The 16831-nt window shown below is 69.4% G+C and carries 16 protein-coding genes; 6 read left to right on the top strand and 10 right to left on the bottom strand.

Going from position 1 to position 16831, the window contains the following annotated elements; translation table 11 throughout:
- The first annotated feature begins 1 nt into the window (after position 1).
- The 6 genes from J8J14_RS19260 (at position 2) to J8J14_RS19235 (ending at position 6802) form a co-directional block, all read left to right on the top strand.
- Positions 2–508, top strand: a complete 507-nt coding sequence (locus J8J14_RS19260) for a formate dehydrogenase subunit gamma (RefSeq protein WP_209381175.1) — start codon at positions 2–4, stop codon at positions 506–508.
- Positions 505–2064, top strand: a complete 1560-nt coding sequence (locus J8J14_RS19255) for a formate dehydrogenase beta subunit (protein ID WP_209381174.1) — start codon at positions 505–507, stop codon at positions 2062–2064. Before J8J14_RS19260 ends, J8J14_RS19255 begins: the two co-directional genes overlap by 4 nt.
- Before the next feature lie 13 nt (positions 2065–2077).
- Entirely contained in the window at positions 2078–4927 is a 2850-nt protein-coding gene (gene fdhF, locus J8J14_RS19250; RefSeq protein ID WP_209381173.1) for a formate dehydrogenase subunit alpha, read from the top strand.
- Positions 4908–5723: a formate dehydrogenase accessory sulfurtransferase FdhD gene (gene fdhD, locus J8J14_RS19245; protein ID WP_209381172.1), complete on the top strand. Its 816-nt coding sequence runs from the start codon at positions 4908–4910 to the stop codon at positions 5721–5723. Before fdhF ends, fdhD begins: the two co-directional genes overlap by 20 nt.
- Positions 5720–6001 (top strand): formate dehydrogenase subunit delta, encoded by a 282-nt coding sequence (locus J8J14_RS19240; RefSeq protein ID WP_342452490.1) that lies wholly within the window; start codon positions 5720–5722, stop codon positions 5999–6001. The genes fdhD and J8J14_RS19240 overlap by 4 nt, the downstream gene beginning before the upstream one ends.
- Positions 6002–6091: 90 nt before the next feature.
- Positions 6092–6802 carry a metal-dependent hydrolase gene (locus J8J14_RS19235; RefSeq protein ID WP_209381171.1) on the top strand — a complete coding sequence of 237 codons (711 nt, stop codon included), beginning with the start codon at positions 6092–6094 and terminating at the stop codon, positions 6800–6802.
- Between the two features lie 45 nt (positions 6803–6847).
- Here J8J14_RS19235 and J8J14_RS19230 read toward each other — a convergent pair whose 3' ends face one another.
- The 10 genes from J8J14_RS19230 to J8J14_RS19185 all read right to left on the bottom strand — a co-directional run bounded on the left by J8J14_RS19230 (position 6848) and on the right by J8J14_RS19185 (position 16831).
- Positions 6848–7915 carry an ABC transporter ATP-binding protein gene (locus tag J8J14_RS19230; RefSeq protein ID WP_209381170.1) on the bottom strand — a complete coding sequence of 356 codons (1068 nt, stop codon included), beginning with the start codon at positions 7913–7915 and terminating at the stop codon, positions 6848–6850.
- Complete coding sequence (locus J8J14_RS19225; protein WP_209381169.1) at positions 7912–8700, bottom strand: ABC transporter permease; 789 nt, start codon at positions 8698–8700, stop codon at positions 7912–7914. Before J8J14_RS19225 ends, J8J14_RS19230 begins: the two co-directional genes overlap by 4 nt.
- Positions 8701–8704: 4 nt before the next feature.
- The gene (locus J8J14_RS19220; protein ID WP_209381168.1) at positions 8705–9547 is read right to left on the bottom strand and encodes an ABC transporter permease; all 843 of its coding nucleotides are present in this window, start codon (positions 9545–9547) and stop codon (positions 8705–8707) included.
- Positions 9544–10596: an ABC transporter substrate-binding protein gene (locus J8J14_RS19215; RefSeq protein WP_209381167.1), complete on the bottom strand. Its 1053-nt coding sequence runs from the start codon at positions 10594–10596 to the stop codon at positions 9544–9546. The genes J8J14_RS19220 and J8J14_RS19215 overlap by 4 nt, the downstream gene beginning before the upstream one ends.
- A 10-nt stretch (positions 10597–10606) precedes the next feature.
- Positions 10607–11581 (bottom strand): dipeptidase, encoded by a 975-nt coding sequence (locus J8J14_RS19210; protein WP_209381166.1) that lies wholly within the window; start codon positions 11579–11581, stop codon positions 10607–10609.
- Complete coding sequence (locus J8J14_RS19205; RefSeq protein ID WP_209381165.1) at positions 11571–12329, bottom strand: hypothetical protein; 759 nt, start codon at positions 12327–12329, stop codon at positions 11571–11573. The genes J8J14_RS19210 and J8J14_RS19205 overlap by 11 nt, the downstream gene beginning before the upstream one ends.
- Positions 12326–14041 carry a hypothetical protein gene (locus tag J8J14_RS19200; protein ID WP_209381164.1) on the bottom strand — a complete coding sequence of 572 codons (1716 nt, stop codon included), beginning with the start codon at positions 14039–14041 and terminating at the stop codon, positions 12326–12328. The genes J8J14_RS19205 and J8J14_RS19200 overlap by 4 nt, the downstream gene beginning before the upstream one ends.
- Entirely contained in the window at positions 14038–14796 is a 759-nt protein-coding gene (locus J8J14_RS19195) for an IclR family transcriptional regulator (protein WP_209381163.1), read from the bottom strand. The genes J8J14_RS19200 and J8J14_RS19195 overlap by 4 nt, the downstream gene beginning before the upstream one ends.
- A gap of 200 nt (positions 14797–14996) precedes the next feature.
- Positions 14997–15887 (bottom strand): ABC transporter permease, encoded by an 891-nt coding sequence (locus tag J8J14_RS19190; RefSeq protein ID WP_209381162.1) that lies wholly within the window; start codon positions 15885–15887, stop codon positions 14997–14999.
- Complete coding sequence (locus tag J8J14_RS19185) at positions 15884–16831, bottom strand: ABC transporter permease (RefSeq protein ID WP_209381161.1); 948 nt, start codon at positions 16829–16831, stop codon at positions 15884–15886. The genes J8J14_RS19190 and J8J14_RS19185 overlap by 4 nt, the downstream gene beginning before the upstream one ends.

Raw genomic sequence — 16831 nt, 5'->3', positions numbered from 1 at the left:
CATGTCCGCACCAGCCGCCCCGCTCCACTCCGCCGCGCCCAGTCCGGGTTGGGATGGCGCCCTGGCGGCTGAGGTCATCGCCGCCCATTCCCGGCTGGATGGTGCCTGCCTGCCCATCCTCCATGCCCTGCAGGAGGAATTCGGCTGCATCCCGCCCGAGGCCGTGCCGATGGTGGCGGAGGCGCTGAACATCTCCCGCGCCGAGGTGCATGGGGTCGTGACGTTCTATCACGATTTCCGCGCCACCCCGCCCGGGCGTCACGTGCTGAAGCTCTGCCGGGCGGAAGCCTGCCAGGCCATGGGGGTGGACCGGCTCTCGGCCGGGCTGCTCACGCGGCTCGCGATCGATTGGGGCGGCACCACCGCTGATGGCAGCCTGACCGTGGAACCGGCCTTCTGCCTCGGCCTCTGCGCCTGCGCCCCGGCGGCGCTGCTGGATGGAGATCCGCTGGGGCGGCTGGATGAGGCGGCGCTGGACGAGGTGGCGCGGGAGGCGCGGCGGGCATGATCCGGATCTACCTGCCCCAGGACGCCGCCGCTCTTGCCCTTGGGGCCGAGGCGGCGCTGCGCGCGCTGTCGGCCGAGGCAGCGCGGCGCGGCGCCGAGCTGGATGTGGTGCGCACGGGCACGCGCGGCGCCATCTGGCTGGAGCCGCTGCTGGAGGTGGAAACGCCGGAAGGGCGCATTGGCTACGGGCCGGTCCGGGCGGCGGATGTGCCGGGCCTCTTCGACGCGGGGCTGCTGGCGGGTGGCGCGCATCCGCTGCGGATCGGCCGGCCGGAGGAGCATCCCTGGTTCGCCGGGCAGATCCGCCTGACCTTCGCCCGCTGCGGCATCGTCGATCCCGCCTCGGTGGAGGATTACCGTGCCCATGGCGGCTTCACGGGGCTGGAGCGGGCCCTCGCCATGTCGGGCGAGGCGATCGTGGACGAGGTGAAGCTCTCCGGCCTGCGCGGGCGCGGCGGAGCGGGTTTCCCGACAGGGATCAAGTGGAACACGGTCCGGCTGGCCCAGGCAGAGCAGAAATACATCGTCTGCAATGCCGATGAGGGCGATAGCGGCACCTTCGCCGACCGGATGCTGATGGAGGGCGATCCCCTCTGCCTGATCGAGGGCATGGCGATCGCCGCCATCGCCGTGGGGGCGACGAAGGGCTTCATCTACACCCGTTCGGAATACCCCCATGCCATCAGGGCGATGCGGGCCGCGATCATCGCGGCACGGCGCGCGGGCTGGCTGGGGGAGGATATCCAGGGCTCCGGCCGCCGCTTCGACCTGGAAGTGCGGATGGGTGCCGGGGCCTATATCTGCGGCGAGGAGACATCGCTGCTGAACAGCCTGGAGGGCAAGCGGGGCGTGGTGCGCGCCAAGCCGCCGCTGCCGGCCATCGAGGGGCTGTTCGGCAAGCCGACCGTGGTGAACAACGTGCTCTCCTTCGCCGCCATGCCCTGGATCATGGCGCATGGGGCGCAGGCCTATGCGGAGTTCGGCACGGGGCGCTCCCTGGGGACACTTGCGGTGCAGATCGCGGGGAATGTGCGCCGGGGCGGGCTGGTGGAGCTGCCCTTTGGCCTTCCGCTGCGCGCCATCATCGAGGATTGGGCGGGCGGCACCGCCACGGGGCGCCCTTTCCGCGCCGTGCAGGTGGGCGGGCCGCTCGGTGCCTATTTTCCGGAATCCCTGCTGGACACGCCGCTGGACTACGAGGCTTTCGCCCGCGCGGGCGGGCTGCTGGGCCATGGTGGCGTGACGGTGTTCGACGACAGCGTGGACCTGGCCCGCCAGGCCCGCTTCGCCTTCGAGTTCTGCGCGGGCGAAAGCTGCGGGAAATGCACGCCCTGCCGGATCGGCGCCGTGCGCGGGATGGAGGTGGTGGATCGCATCACCGCCGGCATCCAGCCGGAGAGGAACCGCGTTGTTCTGGATGACCTGCTGGAGCTGATGACGGATGCCTCGCTCTGCGCCATGGGCGGGCTGACGCCCGTGCCGGTGGGCAGCGCGCTGAAGCATTTCCCCGAGGATTTCGACGCCGCCCACCGGGCCATGCCCCAGGCGGCGGAATGAGGGAGCGACGGACATGCCCCTGATCCAGGAAACCGATTACGGCACGCCGATCCGGCTGGCCGAGGATACCGTCACCCTCACCATCGATGGCCATGCGGTGGCCGTGCCGCGCGGGACCTCCGTGATGGCGGCGGCGATGACGCTGGGGACCAGGATCCCGAAGCTCTGCGCGACGGACAGCCTGGAGCCCTTCGGCTCCTGCCGCCTCTGCCTCGTGCAGATCGAGGGGCGGCGCGGCTTCCCGGCTTCCTGCACCACCCCGGCCGAGGACGGGATGGTGGTGCACACGCAGAACGACAGCATCGCCAAGCGCCGGCGCGGGGTGATGGAGCTGTATATCTCGGACCATCCGCTGGACTGCCTGACCTGCTCGGCCAATGGCGATTGCGAGTTGCAGGACATGGCGGGCGCGGTCGGGCTGCGGGAGGTGCGCTACGGCCATGACGGCGCCAGCCATCGCGACGCGCCGAAGGATGAGAGCAACCCGTATTTCACCTTCGAGGCTTCCAAATGCATCGCCTGCTCGCGCTGCATCCGTGCCTGCGAGGAGGTGCAGGGCACCTTCGCCCTGACCATGGAGGGGCGCGGCTTCGAATCGAAGGTCTCGCCGGGCGGGACGGATTTCATGTCCTCCGAATGCGTCTCCTGCGGCGCCTGCGTGCAGGCCTGCCCGACGGCGACGCTGAACGAGAAATCCGTGATCGCGCTGGGCACGCCGGAGCATTCGGTGGTTACCACCTGCGCCTATTGCGGCGTGGGCTGCTCCTTCAAGGCGGAGATGAAGGGCGACACCCTTGTTCGCATGGTCCCGTACAAGGACGGGAAGGCCAATGAGGGCCATTCCTGCGTGAAGGGGCGCTTCGCCTTCGGCTATGCGACGCACCACGACCGCAAGACGAAGCCGATGATCCGGGCGCGGATCACCGATCCCTGGCGGGAGGTATCCTGGGAGGAGGCGATCAGCCACGCGGCTTCCGAACTGCGGCGGATCCAGGCGGAACATGGGCGGGAGGCGATCGGGGGCATCACCTCCTCCCGCTGCACGAACGAGGAAACCTTCCTTGTCCAGAAGATGATCCGCGGGGCCTTCGGCAACAACAATGTCGATACCTGCGCCCGGGTCTGCCACTCCCCCACCGGCTACGGGCTGAAGACGACCTTGGGAACCTCGGCCGGGACGCAGGATTTCGCATCGGTCGAGCAGGCGGATGTGATCCTGGTCATCGGGGCCAACCCGACGGACGGGCATCCGGTCTTTGCTTCCCGGATGAAGCGGCGGCTGCGGGATGGGGCGCGGCTGATCGTGGCGGACCCGCGGCGGATCGACCTGGTGAAGACGCCGCATGTCCGGGCCGACCACCATCTGCAGCTTCTGCCCGGCACCAATGTGGCGCTGGTGAATGCGCTGGCGCATGTGGTGGTGACCGAAGGCCTGGTGGCGGAGGATTATGTCCGCGCGCGCTGCGACCTGGCGGAGTTCGAGAGCTGGGCACGCTTCATCGCGCTCGACGGAAACTCCCCGGAGGCGGTGGAGGGGATCACGGGCGTGCCGGCCGCGGAGATCCGTGCGGCGGCGCGGCTCTACGCCACGGGCGGGGCGGCGGCAATCTATTACGGGCTGGGGGTCACGGAGCACAGCCAGGGCTCCACCACCGTCATGGCCATGGCGAACCTGGCGATGGCCACCGGCAATATCGGCCGGCCCGGCGCGGGGGTGAATCCCCTGCGCGGGCAGAACAACGTGCAGGGGGCCTGCGACATGGGTTCCTTCCCGCATGAGTTCTCCGGCTACCGCCATGTGTCCGACGATGCGACGCGGGAGATGTTCGAGGCTATCTGGGGCGTGCCGCTCTCGCCCGAGCCCGGCCTGCGCATCCCGAACATGCTGGACGAGGCGGTGGGCGGCCGCTTCAAGGGCATCTACATCCAGGGCGAGGACATCGCGCAATCCGATCCGGACACGAAGCATGTCACGGCCGGGCTGCGGGCGATGGAATGCGTGATCGTGCAGGACCTGTTCCTGAACGAGACGGCGAAATACGCCCATGTCTTCCTGCCCGGCTCCTCCTTCCTGGAGAAGGACGGGACCTTCACCAATGCCGAGCGCCGCATCAACCGCGTGCGCCGGGTGATGGCGCCGCTGGGCGGCAAGGCGGATTGGGAGGCGACGATGGCGCTGTCCAACGCGCTGGGCTTCCCGATGGACTACGCCCATCCCGCGGATATCATGGATGAGATCGCGCGGCTGACGCCAAGCTTCGCGGGCGTGTCCTATGCCAAGCTGGAGGAGGTCGGCTCCCTTCAATGGCCCTGCAACGAGGCGGCGCCGCTGGGCACGCCGATGATGCATGTGGACCGCTTCGTGCGCGGCAAGGGGCGCTTCATGGTCACGGAATTCGTGCCGACCGATGAGCGCACCGGGGTGAACTTCCCGCTGATCCTGACCACGGGCCGCATCCTGTCCCAGTACAATGTCGGCGCGCAGACCCGGCGGACGGAGAACAGCCGCTGGCATGAGGAGGACGTGCTGGAGATCCACCCCTTCGACGCCGAGCATCGCGGCATCCGGGACGGGGAGCTGGTGGCCCTGGAAAGCCGGTCGGGCGAGACCAGCCTGCGGGCCGTGATCAGCGAGCGGATGCAGCCGGGCGTGGTCTACACCACATTCCACCATGCCGTGACCGGCGCGAATGTGGTGACGACCGATTATTCGGACTGGGCGACCAACTGCCCGGAATACAAGGTCACCGCCGTGCAGGTCCGTCGCACGAACCAGCCCTCCGCCTGGCAGGCGGAGTTCGAAGAGGGCGAGGCCATGCTGAAGCGTATCGCCGTGCGGCACGATGTCCCTGCCGCCGAGTAGCCGGCCCGCCGAGGCGCTGGTGCTGGGGGTGGATGGCGCTGCCCGCCCCACCATCCGCGCGGTGCCGGAGGAGGTGCCGGTCAGCCTCGTCTATTCCTCCGTGCCCTTCGCCGTGATGATGCTGACGCCGCGCGACCTCGAGGATTTTGCCTTTGGCTTCAGCCTGACGGAGGGGATCGTCGCCGATGCGGCCGGCATCCGCGAAGTCGCGGTGGAGGAGGAACCGCGCGGGCTGCGGCTGGCGATCCGCCTGGCCCCCACGGCGTTGACGGCGCATCTGGCGCGGCGCCGCTCCATCGCCGGGCGCACGGGCTGCGGTCTCTGCGGGATCGAGGAGCTGGACCAGATGCCCCAGGCCGTCCGTCCCGAGGGACCGGCCCCTGATATCGACCTGGCCGCCATCCGCCGCGCCCTCGATGCGTTGGAAGCGGCCCAGCCGCTGAATGACGAAACCCGCGCGGTGCATGCCGCTGCCTTCGCAAGGGCGGATGGAAGCCTGCGGGCGGTGCGGGAGGATGTCGGCCGCCACAATGCGCTGGACAAGCTGGCCGGAGCCCTGATGCGGGATGGCGTGCAGGCTTCGGCGGGCTTTGTCATCGTCACCAGCCGCTGCTCCTTCGAGTTGGTGGAGAAGGCGGCCGCGATCGGCGCGCGGACGCTGGTGGCGATCTCCGCTCCCACAGCATTGGCCTTGGACCGGGCGCGGGCGCTGGACATGAATCTCATCGCGGTGGCGCGGCGGGACACGGTGACCGTTTTCCACGGCATGCAGCGCGTGCGGGAGGCAGCGCTGTGAGCGGGGCGGAGAAGCTGGTCCGCATGGCGAACCAGATGGCGGATTTCTTCCGCGCCTATCCGCCGGAGGAGGCGCGGGCCGGGATCGCCGAGCATATCCGCGCCTTCTGGACCCGCCGGATGATTGAGGATCTGCACCGCCACTTGGCCGCCGGCGGCCAGGGGCTCGATCCCCTGGTGATCGATGCCCTCAAGGCGCCGATTCGGGCCGAAAGCCCCACGGAGCGCGAGGCGGAGGGGCCGGCGGAGCTGGGGCAGATGGCCAGCGACGCGGGCTGAGGCCCGCATCGCACGGGCATTTGCGCTGGGCCGGCTGGCCCATACCCCCCTCCCCCGCTACACCAGGGCCGGTTTGCGAAGGAGGATCGCATGAAGATCACCTGGTTCGGGCATTCGGCCTTCCGCCTGGAATTCGGCAGCTCCGTTGTGCTGATCGACCCCTTCCTGAAGGGAAACTCGACCTTCAAGGGCACGGTCGAGGAAGCCTCGAAGGGCGCGACCCATGTGGTGCTGACCCATGGCCATGGCGACCACACCGGCGACACGGCGGCCATCTGCCAGGCCACCGGGGCGAAGCTCGTCGCCAATGCCGAGATCTGCCAGTTCTTCTCCCGCCAGGGCGTCGGGAAGACCGACATGATGAACACCGGCGGCACGACGGATCAGGGCGAGTTCACGGTGTCCCTGACCATCGCCTTCCATTCCTCGGCCGCCCCCGGCGAGAACGGGATGATCCAGGATCTCGGCCTGCCGAACGGCGTGGTGATCACGCCGAAGGACGGGTCGCAGCCGGTGGTCTACCACATGGGCGACACCGACGTGTTCTCGGACATGGCGCTGATCGGCGAGCTCTATCGCCCGAAGGTGGCGATGGTACCGATGGGCGACCGCTTCACCATGGGCGCGCGCGGCGCGGCCCTGGCCATGCGGCGCTTCCTGCCGGATGTGCCGGTGGTGATCCCCTGCCATTTCGGCACCTTCCCCATCATCGCCCCCTCGGCCGACGACTTCATGCGGGAGATGGGCGACCAGTCCGGCCGCGTGCGCCTGCCCAAGCCGGGCGAGGCTTTCGAGGTCTGATCCTGCCGGGGAGGGCCCCGGCCCTCCCCGCCCGGGCCGCCCGGTTCAGGCGGCCGGGATGAGGTGCCCTGCGGCCGGATTCCAGGAAAGGGCGATCTCCGCCCTCTCCGAAATGCCCTGGGCGGCCTGGCCCGGCAACCGGGCCCGGAGGGCGGTGCCGCCGGCATCGCCGATCAGCAGCGCGCTGTCGCCGAAATGCACGACGGTTTCCACCCGCATCCGGCAGGTGTTCGACGCGCCTGGCTGGGCGAGGCCCAGCACCTCCGGGCGGAGGAGCAGCGTCGCCCTTTCGCCGGGTTGGCGCGCGGGCTGGGGCGGCAGCCGCACCGGGCCGATGCCGGCGATCTCGCCCAGCCCCGAGGCGGGATCGGTGAGGTGCAGGGGAAGAAGATTGCTGTCCCCCACGAAGCGCGCGACGAACTCGTTCACCGGGCGATCATAGACCTGCAGCGGCGTGCCGGCCTGCTGGATGCGCCCGCCCTCGAAGACCACTATCCGGTCCGACATGGCCATCGCCTCGGACTGGTCATGGGTCACGAAGATGGTGGTCACGCCCAGGCTGCGCTGGATGCGCTTGATCTCGATCTGCAGGTTCTCGCGCAGGTTCTTGTCCAGCGCGCCCAGGGGTTCGTCCAGCAGCAGCAGGGCCGGGTCGAAGACCAGGGCCCGCGCCAGGGCCACGCGCTGCTGCTGGCCGCCGGACATCTCGCGCGGGTGGCGCTCGGCGAAGCGTTCGAGCCCGACGAGCGCGAGCATGGCGCGCGCCTTCTCGGTGGCCCGGGCTTTCGGCATCTTCCGCATCTGCAGCGGGAACATCACGTTCTGCAGCGCCGTGCGGTGCGGGAAGAGCGCGTAGTTCTGGAAGACGATGCCGATGCCGCGCTTGTGCGGCGGCACGCGGGTGATGGGGACGCCATCGACCAGGATCTCGCCCTCCGTCGCCGCCTCGAAGCCGGCGATGAGCATGAGGGTGGTGGTCTTCCCCGAGCCGCTGGGGCCGAGGAAGGTAATGAACTCTCCCTTCGCCGCGGTGAGGTTGACGGCATCCAGCGCGCGGCTGCGGCCGTCATAGCTCTTGGAGAGGTTCTTCAGCTCCAGATAGGGCTTGGTCACGGGCGGGCTTCCGATCGGCGGCGCGCGATGCCGCGCCAGAGGATGGGCAGGATCACCAGCGCGGCGACCGCCACGAAAAGCAGGGTGGAGACGACGGCGATCACAGGATCGGCCGTGGTGCGGATGCTGTCGAACATCCGCCGCGGCAGGGTCTCGGTGTCCCGGCCGGATATGAAGAGCGCGACCACCGTCTCGTCGAAGCTTTGCACGAAGGCGAAAAGCGCGGCGGCGGCGAAGCCGGGCCAGAGCACGGGCAGGGTGACATGGCGGAAGGTGGCGGCCGGGCTGGCGCCGAGGGACATGGCCGCGCGCTCCAGCGTGCGGTCGAAGCCCTTGAGGTTGGCCGAGAGAACCAGGAAGGCCATGGGCACGGAAAGCGCCGTATGGGCCAGGATGATGCCCGGGAAGGTCTGCAGCAGCCGCACATCCGCCAGGAAGGCGTAGTAGCCGATGGCCATGACGATATGTGGCACGGCCAGCGGCAGCATGAGCAGCAGGTTCACCAGCGCCTTGCCCGCGAAGCGGTGGCGGACCAGGGCGAAGGTGGCGGGGGTGACCAGGATGACGGTGAGCACCGCGACCGCCGCCGCGATGCCGAGGCTGTTCAGCGTGGGCCGCGTCCAGCGCGCATCGCTGAAATAGGCGGCGTAGTAGCCGGTCCACCAGCCCGGCGGCGGGAATTCCAGCGAGACGGCCGTGCTGAAGGACATGGGCACGACGATGATCAGCGGCGTGGCCACGAAGGCCAGCACCACGGCGCCGAGGAGGAGCATGAGCAGGCGCATCGGTTCAGCCCCAGAGCCGGTCGAGGCCGAAGCGGCGATGATAGAGGCCCAGCACGATCAGCGTGCTGGCGAGCAGCACCACCGCCATGGCCGAGGCCTCACCGAAGGCCAGGAACTCCTCCACCTGCTGCCCGATCACGCCCGCCACCATCTGCTCCCGCGGGGAACCGAGCAGGATGGGCGTGACGTAGAAGCCGAGGCAGAGGACGAAGACGAGGGTGAGCCCGTTCGCGATGCCGGGCGCGGCGAGAGGCAGCACCACATGGCGGATCACGGCGGCAGGCGTGGCACCCAGGCTGGCGGCGGAGCGCGGGAGCGCGGGCTCGATCCGCTTCAGCACGCCGTAGAGGCTCAGCACCATGTAGGGCAGCAGGATATGGGTCATGGCAATGGTGGAGCTGAAGCGGGTGAAGAGCAGCTCCGGCGCCGCGAAGCCCAGCCATTCGGCGAATTGCGCGATGGGGCCGCGATTGCCCAGCAGCACCATCCAGGCATAGGTGCGGACGAGGAAGCTCGTCCAGAAGCTCATGGTCACCACCACCATCATGGCGGCGGCGAGGCTGGCCGGGGCGGCGGCCATGGCATAGGCGAGCGGGAAGCCGAGCAGGAGGCAGCAGAGGGAAACGACGAGTGCTGTGACAAAGGTCTCCATCAGCACGCGCAGGTGGAAGCCGTCGGTCACGATCTCGGCGTAATGGCCGAAGCCGAACTCCGGCTCGGTCACGCTCATCACCACCACCTGGGCCAGCGGCACGACGAAGAAGGCCGCCAGGAACACCAGGAGCGGTGCGAGAAGCAGCCAGGACTTCAGGCTGCTTTCCCCCGTGGCGGCGGCCGTGGCGCTCAAGTGCCGATCCAGCGCTCGAAGCGCTGGGTCACGGCGTTCACATCGCCGCCGAAGTTCAGGATGTCCTGCTCGAACACCTTGTCCTTGTAGGCGGGCGCGGTCGGCATCCGGGCGGCTTCCGCCGGGCTCAGATGGTTGAAGGCAGCCGGGTTCAGCGGGCCGTTGAGCGAATCCCGGCAGAAGCCCGCCAGCCGCTCCGGCCGCAGCGCGGCTTCCAGGAAGCGCAGCGCGTTGTCCTTGTTGGGCGTGCCGCGGGCGACGACCCAGTAGGCGCGCTCGATCTCCGCCTGGTTCCAGACGATCTCGACGGGCTGGCCCTGGTCGATCAGCTCCAGCGTGCGCGCATGCCACAGGGCGATGCAATCGATCTCGCCATCCCGCAGGAGCTGCTGGGACTGCTGGCCCTGGGTCCACCAGACGCGCACCGCCGGCTTGATCTTGTCCAGGCTGCGGAAGGCCCGGTTGATGTCCATGGGATAGAGCTTGTCCGCCGGCACGCCATCCGCCGCGAGGGCGATGGGCAGGATCCGCGAGGCGTAGCGCTGCATGCAGCGCGAGCCCGGAAACCTCTGCAGGTCCCAGAAGTCGGCCCAGTTCTGCGGGCCGCCATTGGGATACTTCGCCTTCTGATAGGCGATGACGGTAGCGAAGGCGTGGCTGCTCGCGCCGTTCTGGAACACCGCGCCCGGGAAGGGCGGGCTCTTCGCCAGGTCGGTGTTGTCCAGCTTCTCGACCAGGTTCGCCTGGTTGGCGCGGATGATCTCGCCGGCGCCGAGCGTGGTGACATCGAACTCATAGGCGCCGCTGCGGACCTGCTGGGCCAGCTTCGCGAAGGAGACGGGCGAGACCGGGCGGATCTCGATCCCCGTTTCGCGCGTGAAGGGCTCGAAGAGGTTCTTGATGGCGGCGCGTTCCCAGACGCCGCCCCAGGTGTTGACGTGCAACACCTCCGCCGCGCGGACGCGGCGGAAATTCGGCGTGGCCAGCCCCGCCATGATGCCGCCGCCCAGCACAAGGGCCGACCGCCGGGTGAAACCCCTTTCTGCCATTCTCGCCTCCTCAGCTCGGCCGGAACGTGGCCCCGTAGAGCCTGATCCAGTTGCCTCTTGTGATTTTCTCGATTTCGGCCGGCTGGAACCCGACCTCGCGCAGACCCTCCGGGATATTCCCGAGGCCCGAGACGCCTTCCGCCAGCCATTCCGCCTTGGGCGTCTTCACCGGCTTGCCGGCCGAAGAGGCGCCATAATCGATCCCGCGCGTCCAGCGGCCCATGCGCATCCAGGCATAGTCCGCCGGCGTGTTGTCATGGCCGTAATCGGTACCGACCGCGACCGTGTCGATCCCCGCGATGTCCACGGTGCGCGCCACCATCTCGCACCAGTTGCGGACCGAGGCGCAGTAGTAGTCGCCGGTGATGTTGCGGTAGACCGCGCAGCCCATCACCCCGCCCGTGTCGCGCAGGGCGTGCAGGATGGCGTCGCTCTTGTTGCGGTTGTGGGGCACGAGGCTGGTGGCATTGGCATGCGTCACCGCGATCGGCTTCTCCGAATGCGCGATGGCTTCCAGCGTGGTGCGCTCGCCGACATGGGAGCAGTCGATCAGCATGCCGGCGCGGTTCATCTCCCGCACCACCTCGCGGCCGAAGCGGGCCAGCCCGCCATCATTCGGCTCGTAGCAGCTGCCGCCGACAGCGTTCTGGTTGTTGTAGGTCAGCTGCACCACGCGCACGCCGAGCTCCGCGAACATCTCCACCAGCCGGATGCGCCCGCCGAAGAGATCCGTGTTCTGGAATCCCAGGATTACGGCGGTACGGCCGGAGGCGTTCACCGCCTCGATCTCGGCCGGCGTGCGGGCCACGGCGCAGGTCGCCTCGTTCTCCGCCACCAGGTCGCGCCAGCGGCCCAGGGCGTCGAAGGACTCCATCGGGTCCTCCCAGAAGCCGCAGGTGACGGTGACGGCGCCGATATTCCCCCGCCGCAGCGCCGCGAAGACCTCCGGCGTGAAGTGGCCACATTGCAGGCCGTCAATGAGCATTCGCGGACTCCGGCTTCGGGCTGAGGAGGAGGGAGATATCCGTGTCGTCGTCATGGTCCGTGCGGCCGATGACGCGCCCATCGGGCTCCACGATCACAGGGCCCGCATGGCGGCGGGATTCCGGCGTGTCGGTGGCGAGGGCGGTGTTGGACAGGTGGTGCAGCTCCCACCACAGCGCCGGTTCCACCACCACGCCCTCGCGCAGCACGCGGCCGAGCACGGTGTCGGCGACGCCGGACGGGGCCGCCAGCAGCATGGCGCCGCTCCCCTCACCCTGCAGAAGCGTGGCGCCGGGCCCGGTGGCCGGCCCGGTGGCGGGGCCATTGGTGATGAAGATGGCCAGCCCGTTCCGCGCCCCAAGGGCGCAGGCGGCGCGCAGCTCCTCCGGATCGTGGAGATTGGCCACGCTCGCCAGGGCCGCGCCTTCGCGGGCACAGGCCTCGCCCAGCGCGTCCAGGATCATGGGCAGGACCACCCAGGCATGCTGGCCGCCGGCATCGATGGCGAGCTTGCCCGGCGCGGCCTCATCCACGCGCATGGCTCCGGGATTGGCATCGCGCAGCATCTCGAAGCGCTGGCGCAGCAGGGGCAGCCCGCCCAGCCCGGCAGCGGCGGAATAGAGCACGGTGTCCCGGACGGCCGGGATGGCGCCCGCCGGAAGGGCGGTGAGGAGAAGAATGCGCTCCACCACCAGCCGGACCTCGCGCGGCAGGAGGGTGACGGGACCCTCGGTGCAGACGGCGCTCATGCTTGCGGCTCCGGGGGATAGAACCAGTCGGGCTCGGCGCCCGCGGCGAGATCGGCCGCTGTCGGGGCGCCGTGGAAGAGCACGCCGCGCAGGTTGCGGGCGAGGTAGTCGCGCGTCTTGTCTACGCCATGCAGGGCGACATTCATCAGCCGCACGAGATGCGCCGGCACGAAGTCGTCGCCCATGATGTTGGCGCGGGGCTGGTGGTAGCGAAGCCCGGCCAGGCTCTGCACGCGGGTGATGATCTGGCGCAGGTCCGGCCGCGCGAGCAGAAGCCGCGCGACGGGTTCGGCCGGGTCGCGTCCCGCCATCGCCTTGTCCAGCGCCTGCACCAAGCCCGGAACGTCCAGCCCCAGGTTGAAGGCGTCCGCCGGCGCCTCGCTTTTCAGGCCCCGGCGCGGCTCCTCGGCAGTGGCGGATTTGTACCAGATATGGTCGTAGGAGCCGGGCGCGGAGAGGTTCCATTCCAGCGCCCATTGGTATTCGCGCCGGAGGATGTCGCGCAGTTCCGCCAAGCGCATGGCCGGGCGCGCCTCCATTTCCTCGGTGACGATCATGGCGCGGGCGAGGCGATCCGCCTGCTCCGGCACCAGCTCGATCATGAGGGAAAGAAGGGTCTCCTCCGCCTCGGGATGGAAGCGGGCGCCAACCTGCTTCGCCAGCTCGTCCAGCGGATAGAGAGCATCGCTGCCCGTCTCGCGCAGCCTGGCGACGAGCATGGCCACCTCTTCCAGCTGCTCCGCGATTAGGGCGCTGGGGGCGAAGGCGTCATAGACCATGCGGTCCTCGCGCCGGAAGCGCGCGGCGCGGCGCAGCAGCGTCTCCAAATGGGTCAGCCTCGCATCGTCCTTGCCCACCGGCAGGGCGCGGGCGGCGGCGATCGCCTCCTCCCGTGCGCGGATCCAGGCATCGATCAGGCGGGGATGGTTGTTGATGAAGAGGATGAGGCCGAGCGCGGATCCGTTGCCGACTCCGAGGAAGCGGCGGTTCTCCGCGGAGAGCGCCACGGCCCCGGGCGACTGCAGCGCAGCCAGGTGGTTCGCCAGATCGGCCGCGAACTCTCGCATCATGTAGGCGGCCAGCATCTGCGCGGCGAGCGGATGGCGCAGCGCATGTCCTTCCTCGAGCGAGAGGAAGGAGCGCGTGCCGAAGGTACCGTTCCCGTCCAGCCCGGTGTTGCGCATCAGGTAGCAGACCTGCGCCAGCAGGGCGGGCTCGGGCTGGCGCCCCTCTGCAAGCGCGGCCACCGTCGCATCGAAGACGCGCATGCTGCGGTTGGAGCGGCACCAGATCAGCGTGCCCGGCGTGGCACGGCCGGCATAGAGCTTGGGCAGCTCCCGCCGCGTGGTCTCGATCACCGCCTCGCTCGCCACGCCTTCGACGAGGGAGCCGGTCATGTCCCAGGCGCGGCCGATGATGCGGCCGGTGCGGCCGGCGCGCTGCGGCGTATTGGAGAAGGCCATGAAGCTGAAGCTGCCGCCCGGCGTCGCGATCTCGTACACGGCCGTGCCGGCGGAATCGGCGCCGATGTCGAAGCGGCGCGTGGTGATCTTCCAGCGCTCCGCAATGGCCTGGGCCATCAGCGCGCGGGAAGCGCTGACGCGGCTCGGCTGGAAAGCGGCCAGGCGTTCCGGGCGCATGAGGAAGTCCGGATCGCGCGGCGCCGGGCGTGGCGCGGACGGGGCTTGCGGGATGGGAAGCGCGGCGCTCACGCGGTGCGGCCCTCCATGATGGCGCGCAGGGCATCGGCCGCCGCGCGCAGGGGTTGGATCCATCCATCCGGCGCGAAGCGCTGCACCGGGGCGACGAGGGAGAGGGCGGCGGCGCAGGCGCCGTCATGCCCGAAGACCGGGACCGCGGCGGCGCGGATGCCCTCCATGGTCTGGCCGGAGGAGATCGAATGGCCGCTCTCGCGCACCGCCGCGAGGATCGCGGGGTCGAGTTCCGGAGCCAGGCGCCGGGCACGCGCGGGGTCGAGATGCGCGAGCAGCACGCGGCCGGAGGCGCTTCCGGCGAGGTCCATGGTGGCGCCGACGCGCATCTCCACGCGCAGCACGCCCTGCGGCTCCACTCGCTGCACGATGCAGGGAAGATCGCCTTCGAGCACGGCGAGGGATGCCGCCTCGCCCGTTTCGGCGGAGAGCTGTTCCAGCACCGGCAGGGTGCGGGCCCCGAGGCCGGCCTGCTCGGTCGCGGCCTGGGCTACCCGCGCGGCGCGGAGGGTGAGGCGGAAATAGCCTTCTGAGGTCTGCTCCACCCAGCCAGCGGCCATGAGGGTGACGAGGCGCTGATAGATCGTGGCCCGGCCGGCGCCGAGCTGGCGCGAGAGGGTGGCGAGCCGCACGGGCTGCCGGACCTGCCCGAGATGGTCGAGCAGGGCGAGCGTCTTCAGCGCCGAGGCCAGCGGCCGCACGCCGGATTCGGCCGCCTCCCCGCTCTCTTCCCCCGCTTCGTAGCCATCCGGCATTTGTATATTACCTGAATACGTTGTATTGCATTCGTAGCGATCTTCAGGCCGTCATTGATCTACGTCAAACCTTTTCGCGGGGCTTGACGAAATTTTCGTGTCACCGCGCCTGGCCGGCAGGCACACGTGAACACCTATCCGATGCATCGCATCGGATAGGTGTCGTCCCGGCGTATCAGGTGGGTGGGGAAAGCCTGCGCTCAGCGGCCCCGGGCGCGCGGATCGAGCGCGTCGCGCAGGCCATCGCCGAGAAGGTTGAAGGCGAGCACGACAAGGAAGATGGCAAGGCCCGGATAGATTGCCATCCAGGGCGCCTGGGTCAGGAAGCGCTGCGCCGCGTTCAGCATCGAACCCCAGGACGGATTCGGCGGCTGCTGGCCGAGGCCGAGGAAGGAGAGCGAGGCCTCCGCGATGATGGCCTCGGCGATCGAGAGCGTGGCCTGCACCAGCAGCGGCGGCACGATGTTGGGCAGCACATGCACCAGCGCGATGCGCCAGGGCGGATTGCCGAGGGAACGCGCGGCCTCCACCCATTCCGTCGCGCGCGCTTCCATCGCCATGCCGCGCGCCAGCCGCACGAAGATGGGGCTGGCTGAGATGGCGATGGCGAGCATCGCGTTCTCCAGCGCCGGTCCGAGAAAAGCGGCGAGCGCGATGGCGAGGATGAGGAAGGGCACGGAGAGCATCGCGTCGGTGATGCGGGAGATGATCGTGTCCACCCATCCGCCGGCCAGGCCGGCAAGCAGGCCGAAGGGCACGCCCAGCAGAAGCGCGGCCGTGACGGACAGCGCGCCGGCCATCAACGAGGCCCGCGCGCCCCAGAGCACGCGGGAGAAGACATCCCGGCCATTCTCATCCGTGCCGAACCAGTGGAGTTCCGAGGGCGGGCGGCGGATGCGGGACCAGGAGGTGGCGACGGGGTCGTAGGGCGCGATCCAGGGCGCCAGGATGGCGGCCGCGACAAAGACCACCACCACGATCAGCCCCAGCACCGCCAGCCGGTGCCGGAGGAAGCGGCGGAGCGCGCGCCGCACCGGGCTCTCGGCGCGCGGGATGGCGGGGGCGCCCGTTGGCGATGCCGTCGCGCTCATGCCGCGCGCAGCCGCGGGTTGATGGCCATGTAGAGCAGGTCCCCGATCAGGGAGAGGGTGACGAAGATCAGCGCCGTCACCACCACCACGCCCTGCACCACCGGATAGTCGCGGTTGAACACGGCATCGACGATCAGCTTGCCGAAGCCGGGGATGGAGAAGATCTGCTCGGTCAGCACCGCCCCGGCCAGGAGGCGGCCGAGCTCGATGGTGGCGAGGGTGACGACGGGGATCAGCGCGTTGCGCAGCGCGTGGCGGGTGATCACCACCTTCTCCGGCAGGCCCTTGGCGCGGGCGGTGCGGACATAGTCCTGGCCCAGCGCCCCGATCATCGCCGCGCGGGTATGGCGCATGAAGACGCCCGCGATACCGCCGCCCAGCACGAAGGCCGGCATGATGGTGGTGGCCAGGGATTGCCGCCAGTCCTCGGTGATCGGGACATAGCCGGAAGGCGGCAGCCAGCCGAGATTCACGCTGAAAAGCAGGATCATCATAATCCCCAGCCAGAAATTGGGCGTGGAGATGCCGGCCAGGGCGATGCCATTGGCGGCCCAGTCCGCGGGCCTGTCCCGATAGGCGGCGGAGACGATGCCTGCCGGCACGCCGATCACCACGGCGATGACGAAGGCCATGAGCCCGAGCTGGAGTGTAACGGGCAGCTTCTCCAGGATCAGCTCGCCCACGGGCTGGCGGATCCGCCAGGAGAAGCCGAGATCCCCATGCAGCAGGCGCCAGAGCCAGGCGCCGTACTGTTCCCAGATCGGGCGATCAAGCATCAGCTCCGCCCGGATCTCCGCCAGCACCTGCGGGTCACCGCGCTCCTCCCCCGCCATGATGATGGCGGGATCGCCCGGCATCAGCTGCTGCAGGGCGAAGATCAGCACTGAAAGGATCAGCAGGGTGGGGATGATCTGCCCCAGCCTGCGCAGCAGCCATCCCCACAT

Source organism: Pararoseomonas baculiformis, assembly GCF_017813395.1.
GTDB lineage: Bacteria > Pseudomonadota > Alphaproteobacteria > Acetobacterales > Acetobacteraceae > Roseomonas > Roseomonas baculiformis.
This window is presented reverse-complemented; position numbering and strand designations above follow the sequence as displayed.

Excerpts from the sequence above, each read along its gene's own strand:
- J8J14_RS19260 (WP_209381175.1), top strand. The coding sequence starts at position 2 with ATGTCCGCACCAGCCGCCCCGCTCCACTCCGCCGCGCCCAGTCCGGGT.
- J8J14_RS19235 (WP_209381171.1), top strand. The coding sequence starts at position 6,092 with ATGAAGATCACCTGGTTCGGGCATTCGGCCTTCCGCCTGGAATTCGGC.
- fdhF (WP_209381173.1), top strand. The coding sequence starts at position 2,078 with ATGCCCCTGATCCAGGAAACCGATTACGGCACGCCGATCCGGCTGGCC.
- fdhD (WP_209381172.1), top strand. The coding sequence starts at position 4,908 with ATGTCCCTGCCGCCGAGTAGCCGGCCCGCCGAGGCGCTGGTGCTGGGG.
- J8J14_RS19255 (WP_209381174.1), top strand. The coding sequence starts at position 505 with ATGATCCGGATCTACCTGCCCCAGGACGCCGCCGCTCTTGCCCTTGGG.
- J8J14_RS19225 (WP_209381169.1), bottom strand. The coding sequence starts at position 8,700 with ATGCGCCTGCTCATGCTCCTCCTCGGCGCCGTGGTGCTGGCCTTCGTG.
- J8J14_RS19195 (WP_209381163.1), bottom strand. The coding sequence starts at position 14,796 with ATGCCGGATGGCTACGAAGCGGGGGAAGAGAGCGGGGAGGCGGCCGAA.
- J8J14_RS19185 (WP_209381161.1), bottom strand. The coding sequence starts at position 16,831 with ATGTGGGGATGGCTGCTGCGCAGGCTGGGGCAGATCATCCCCACCCTG.
- J8J14_RS19210 (WP_209381166.1), bottom strand. The coding sequence starts at position 11,581 with ATGCTCATTGACGGCCTGCAATGTGGCCACTTCACGCCGGAGGTCTTC.
- J8J14_RS19215 (WP_209381167.1), bottom strand. The coding sequence starts at position 10,596 with ATGGCAGAAAGGGGTTTCACCCGGCGGTCGGCCCTTGTGCTGGGCGGC.
- J8J14_RS19205 (WP_209381165.1), bottom strand. The coding sequence starts at position 12,329 with ATGAGCGCCGTCTGCACCGAGGGTCCCGTCACCCTCCTGCCGCGCGAG.
- J8J14_RS19190 (WP_209381162.1), bottom strand. The coding sequence starts at position 15,887 with ATGAGCGCGACGGCATCGCCAACGGGCGCCCCCGCCATCCCGCGCGCC.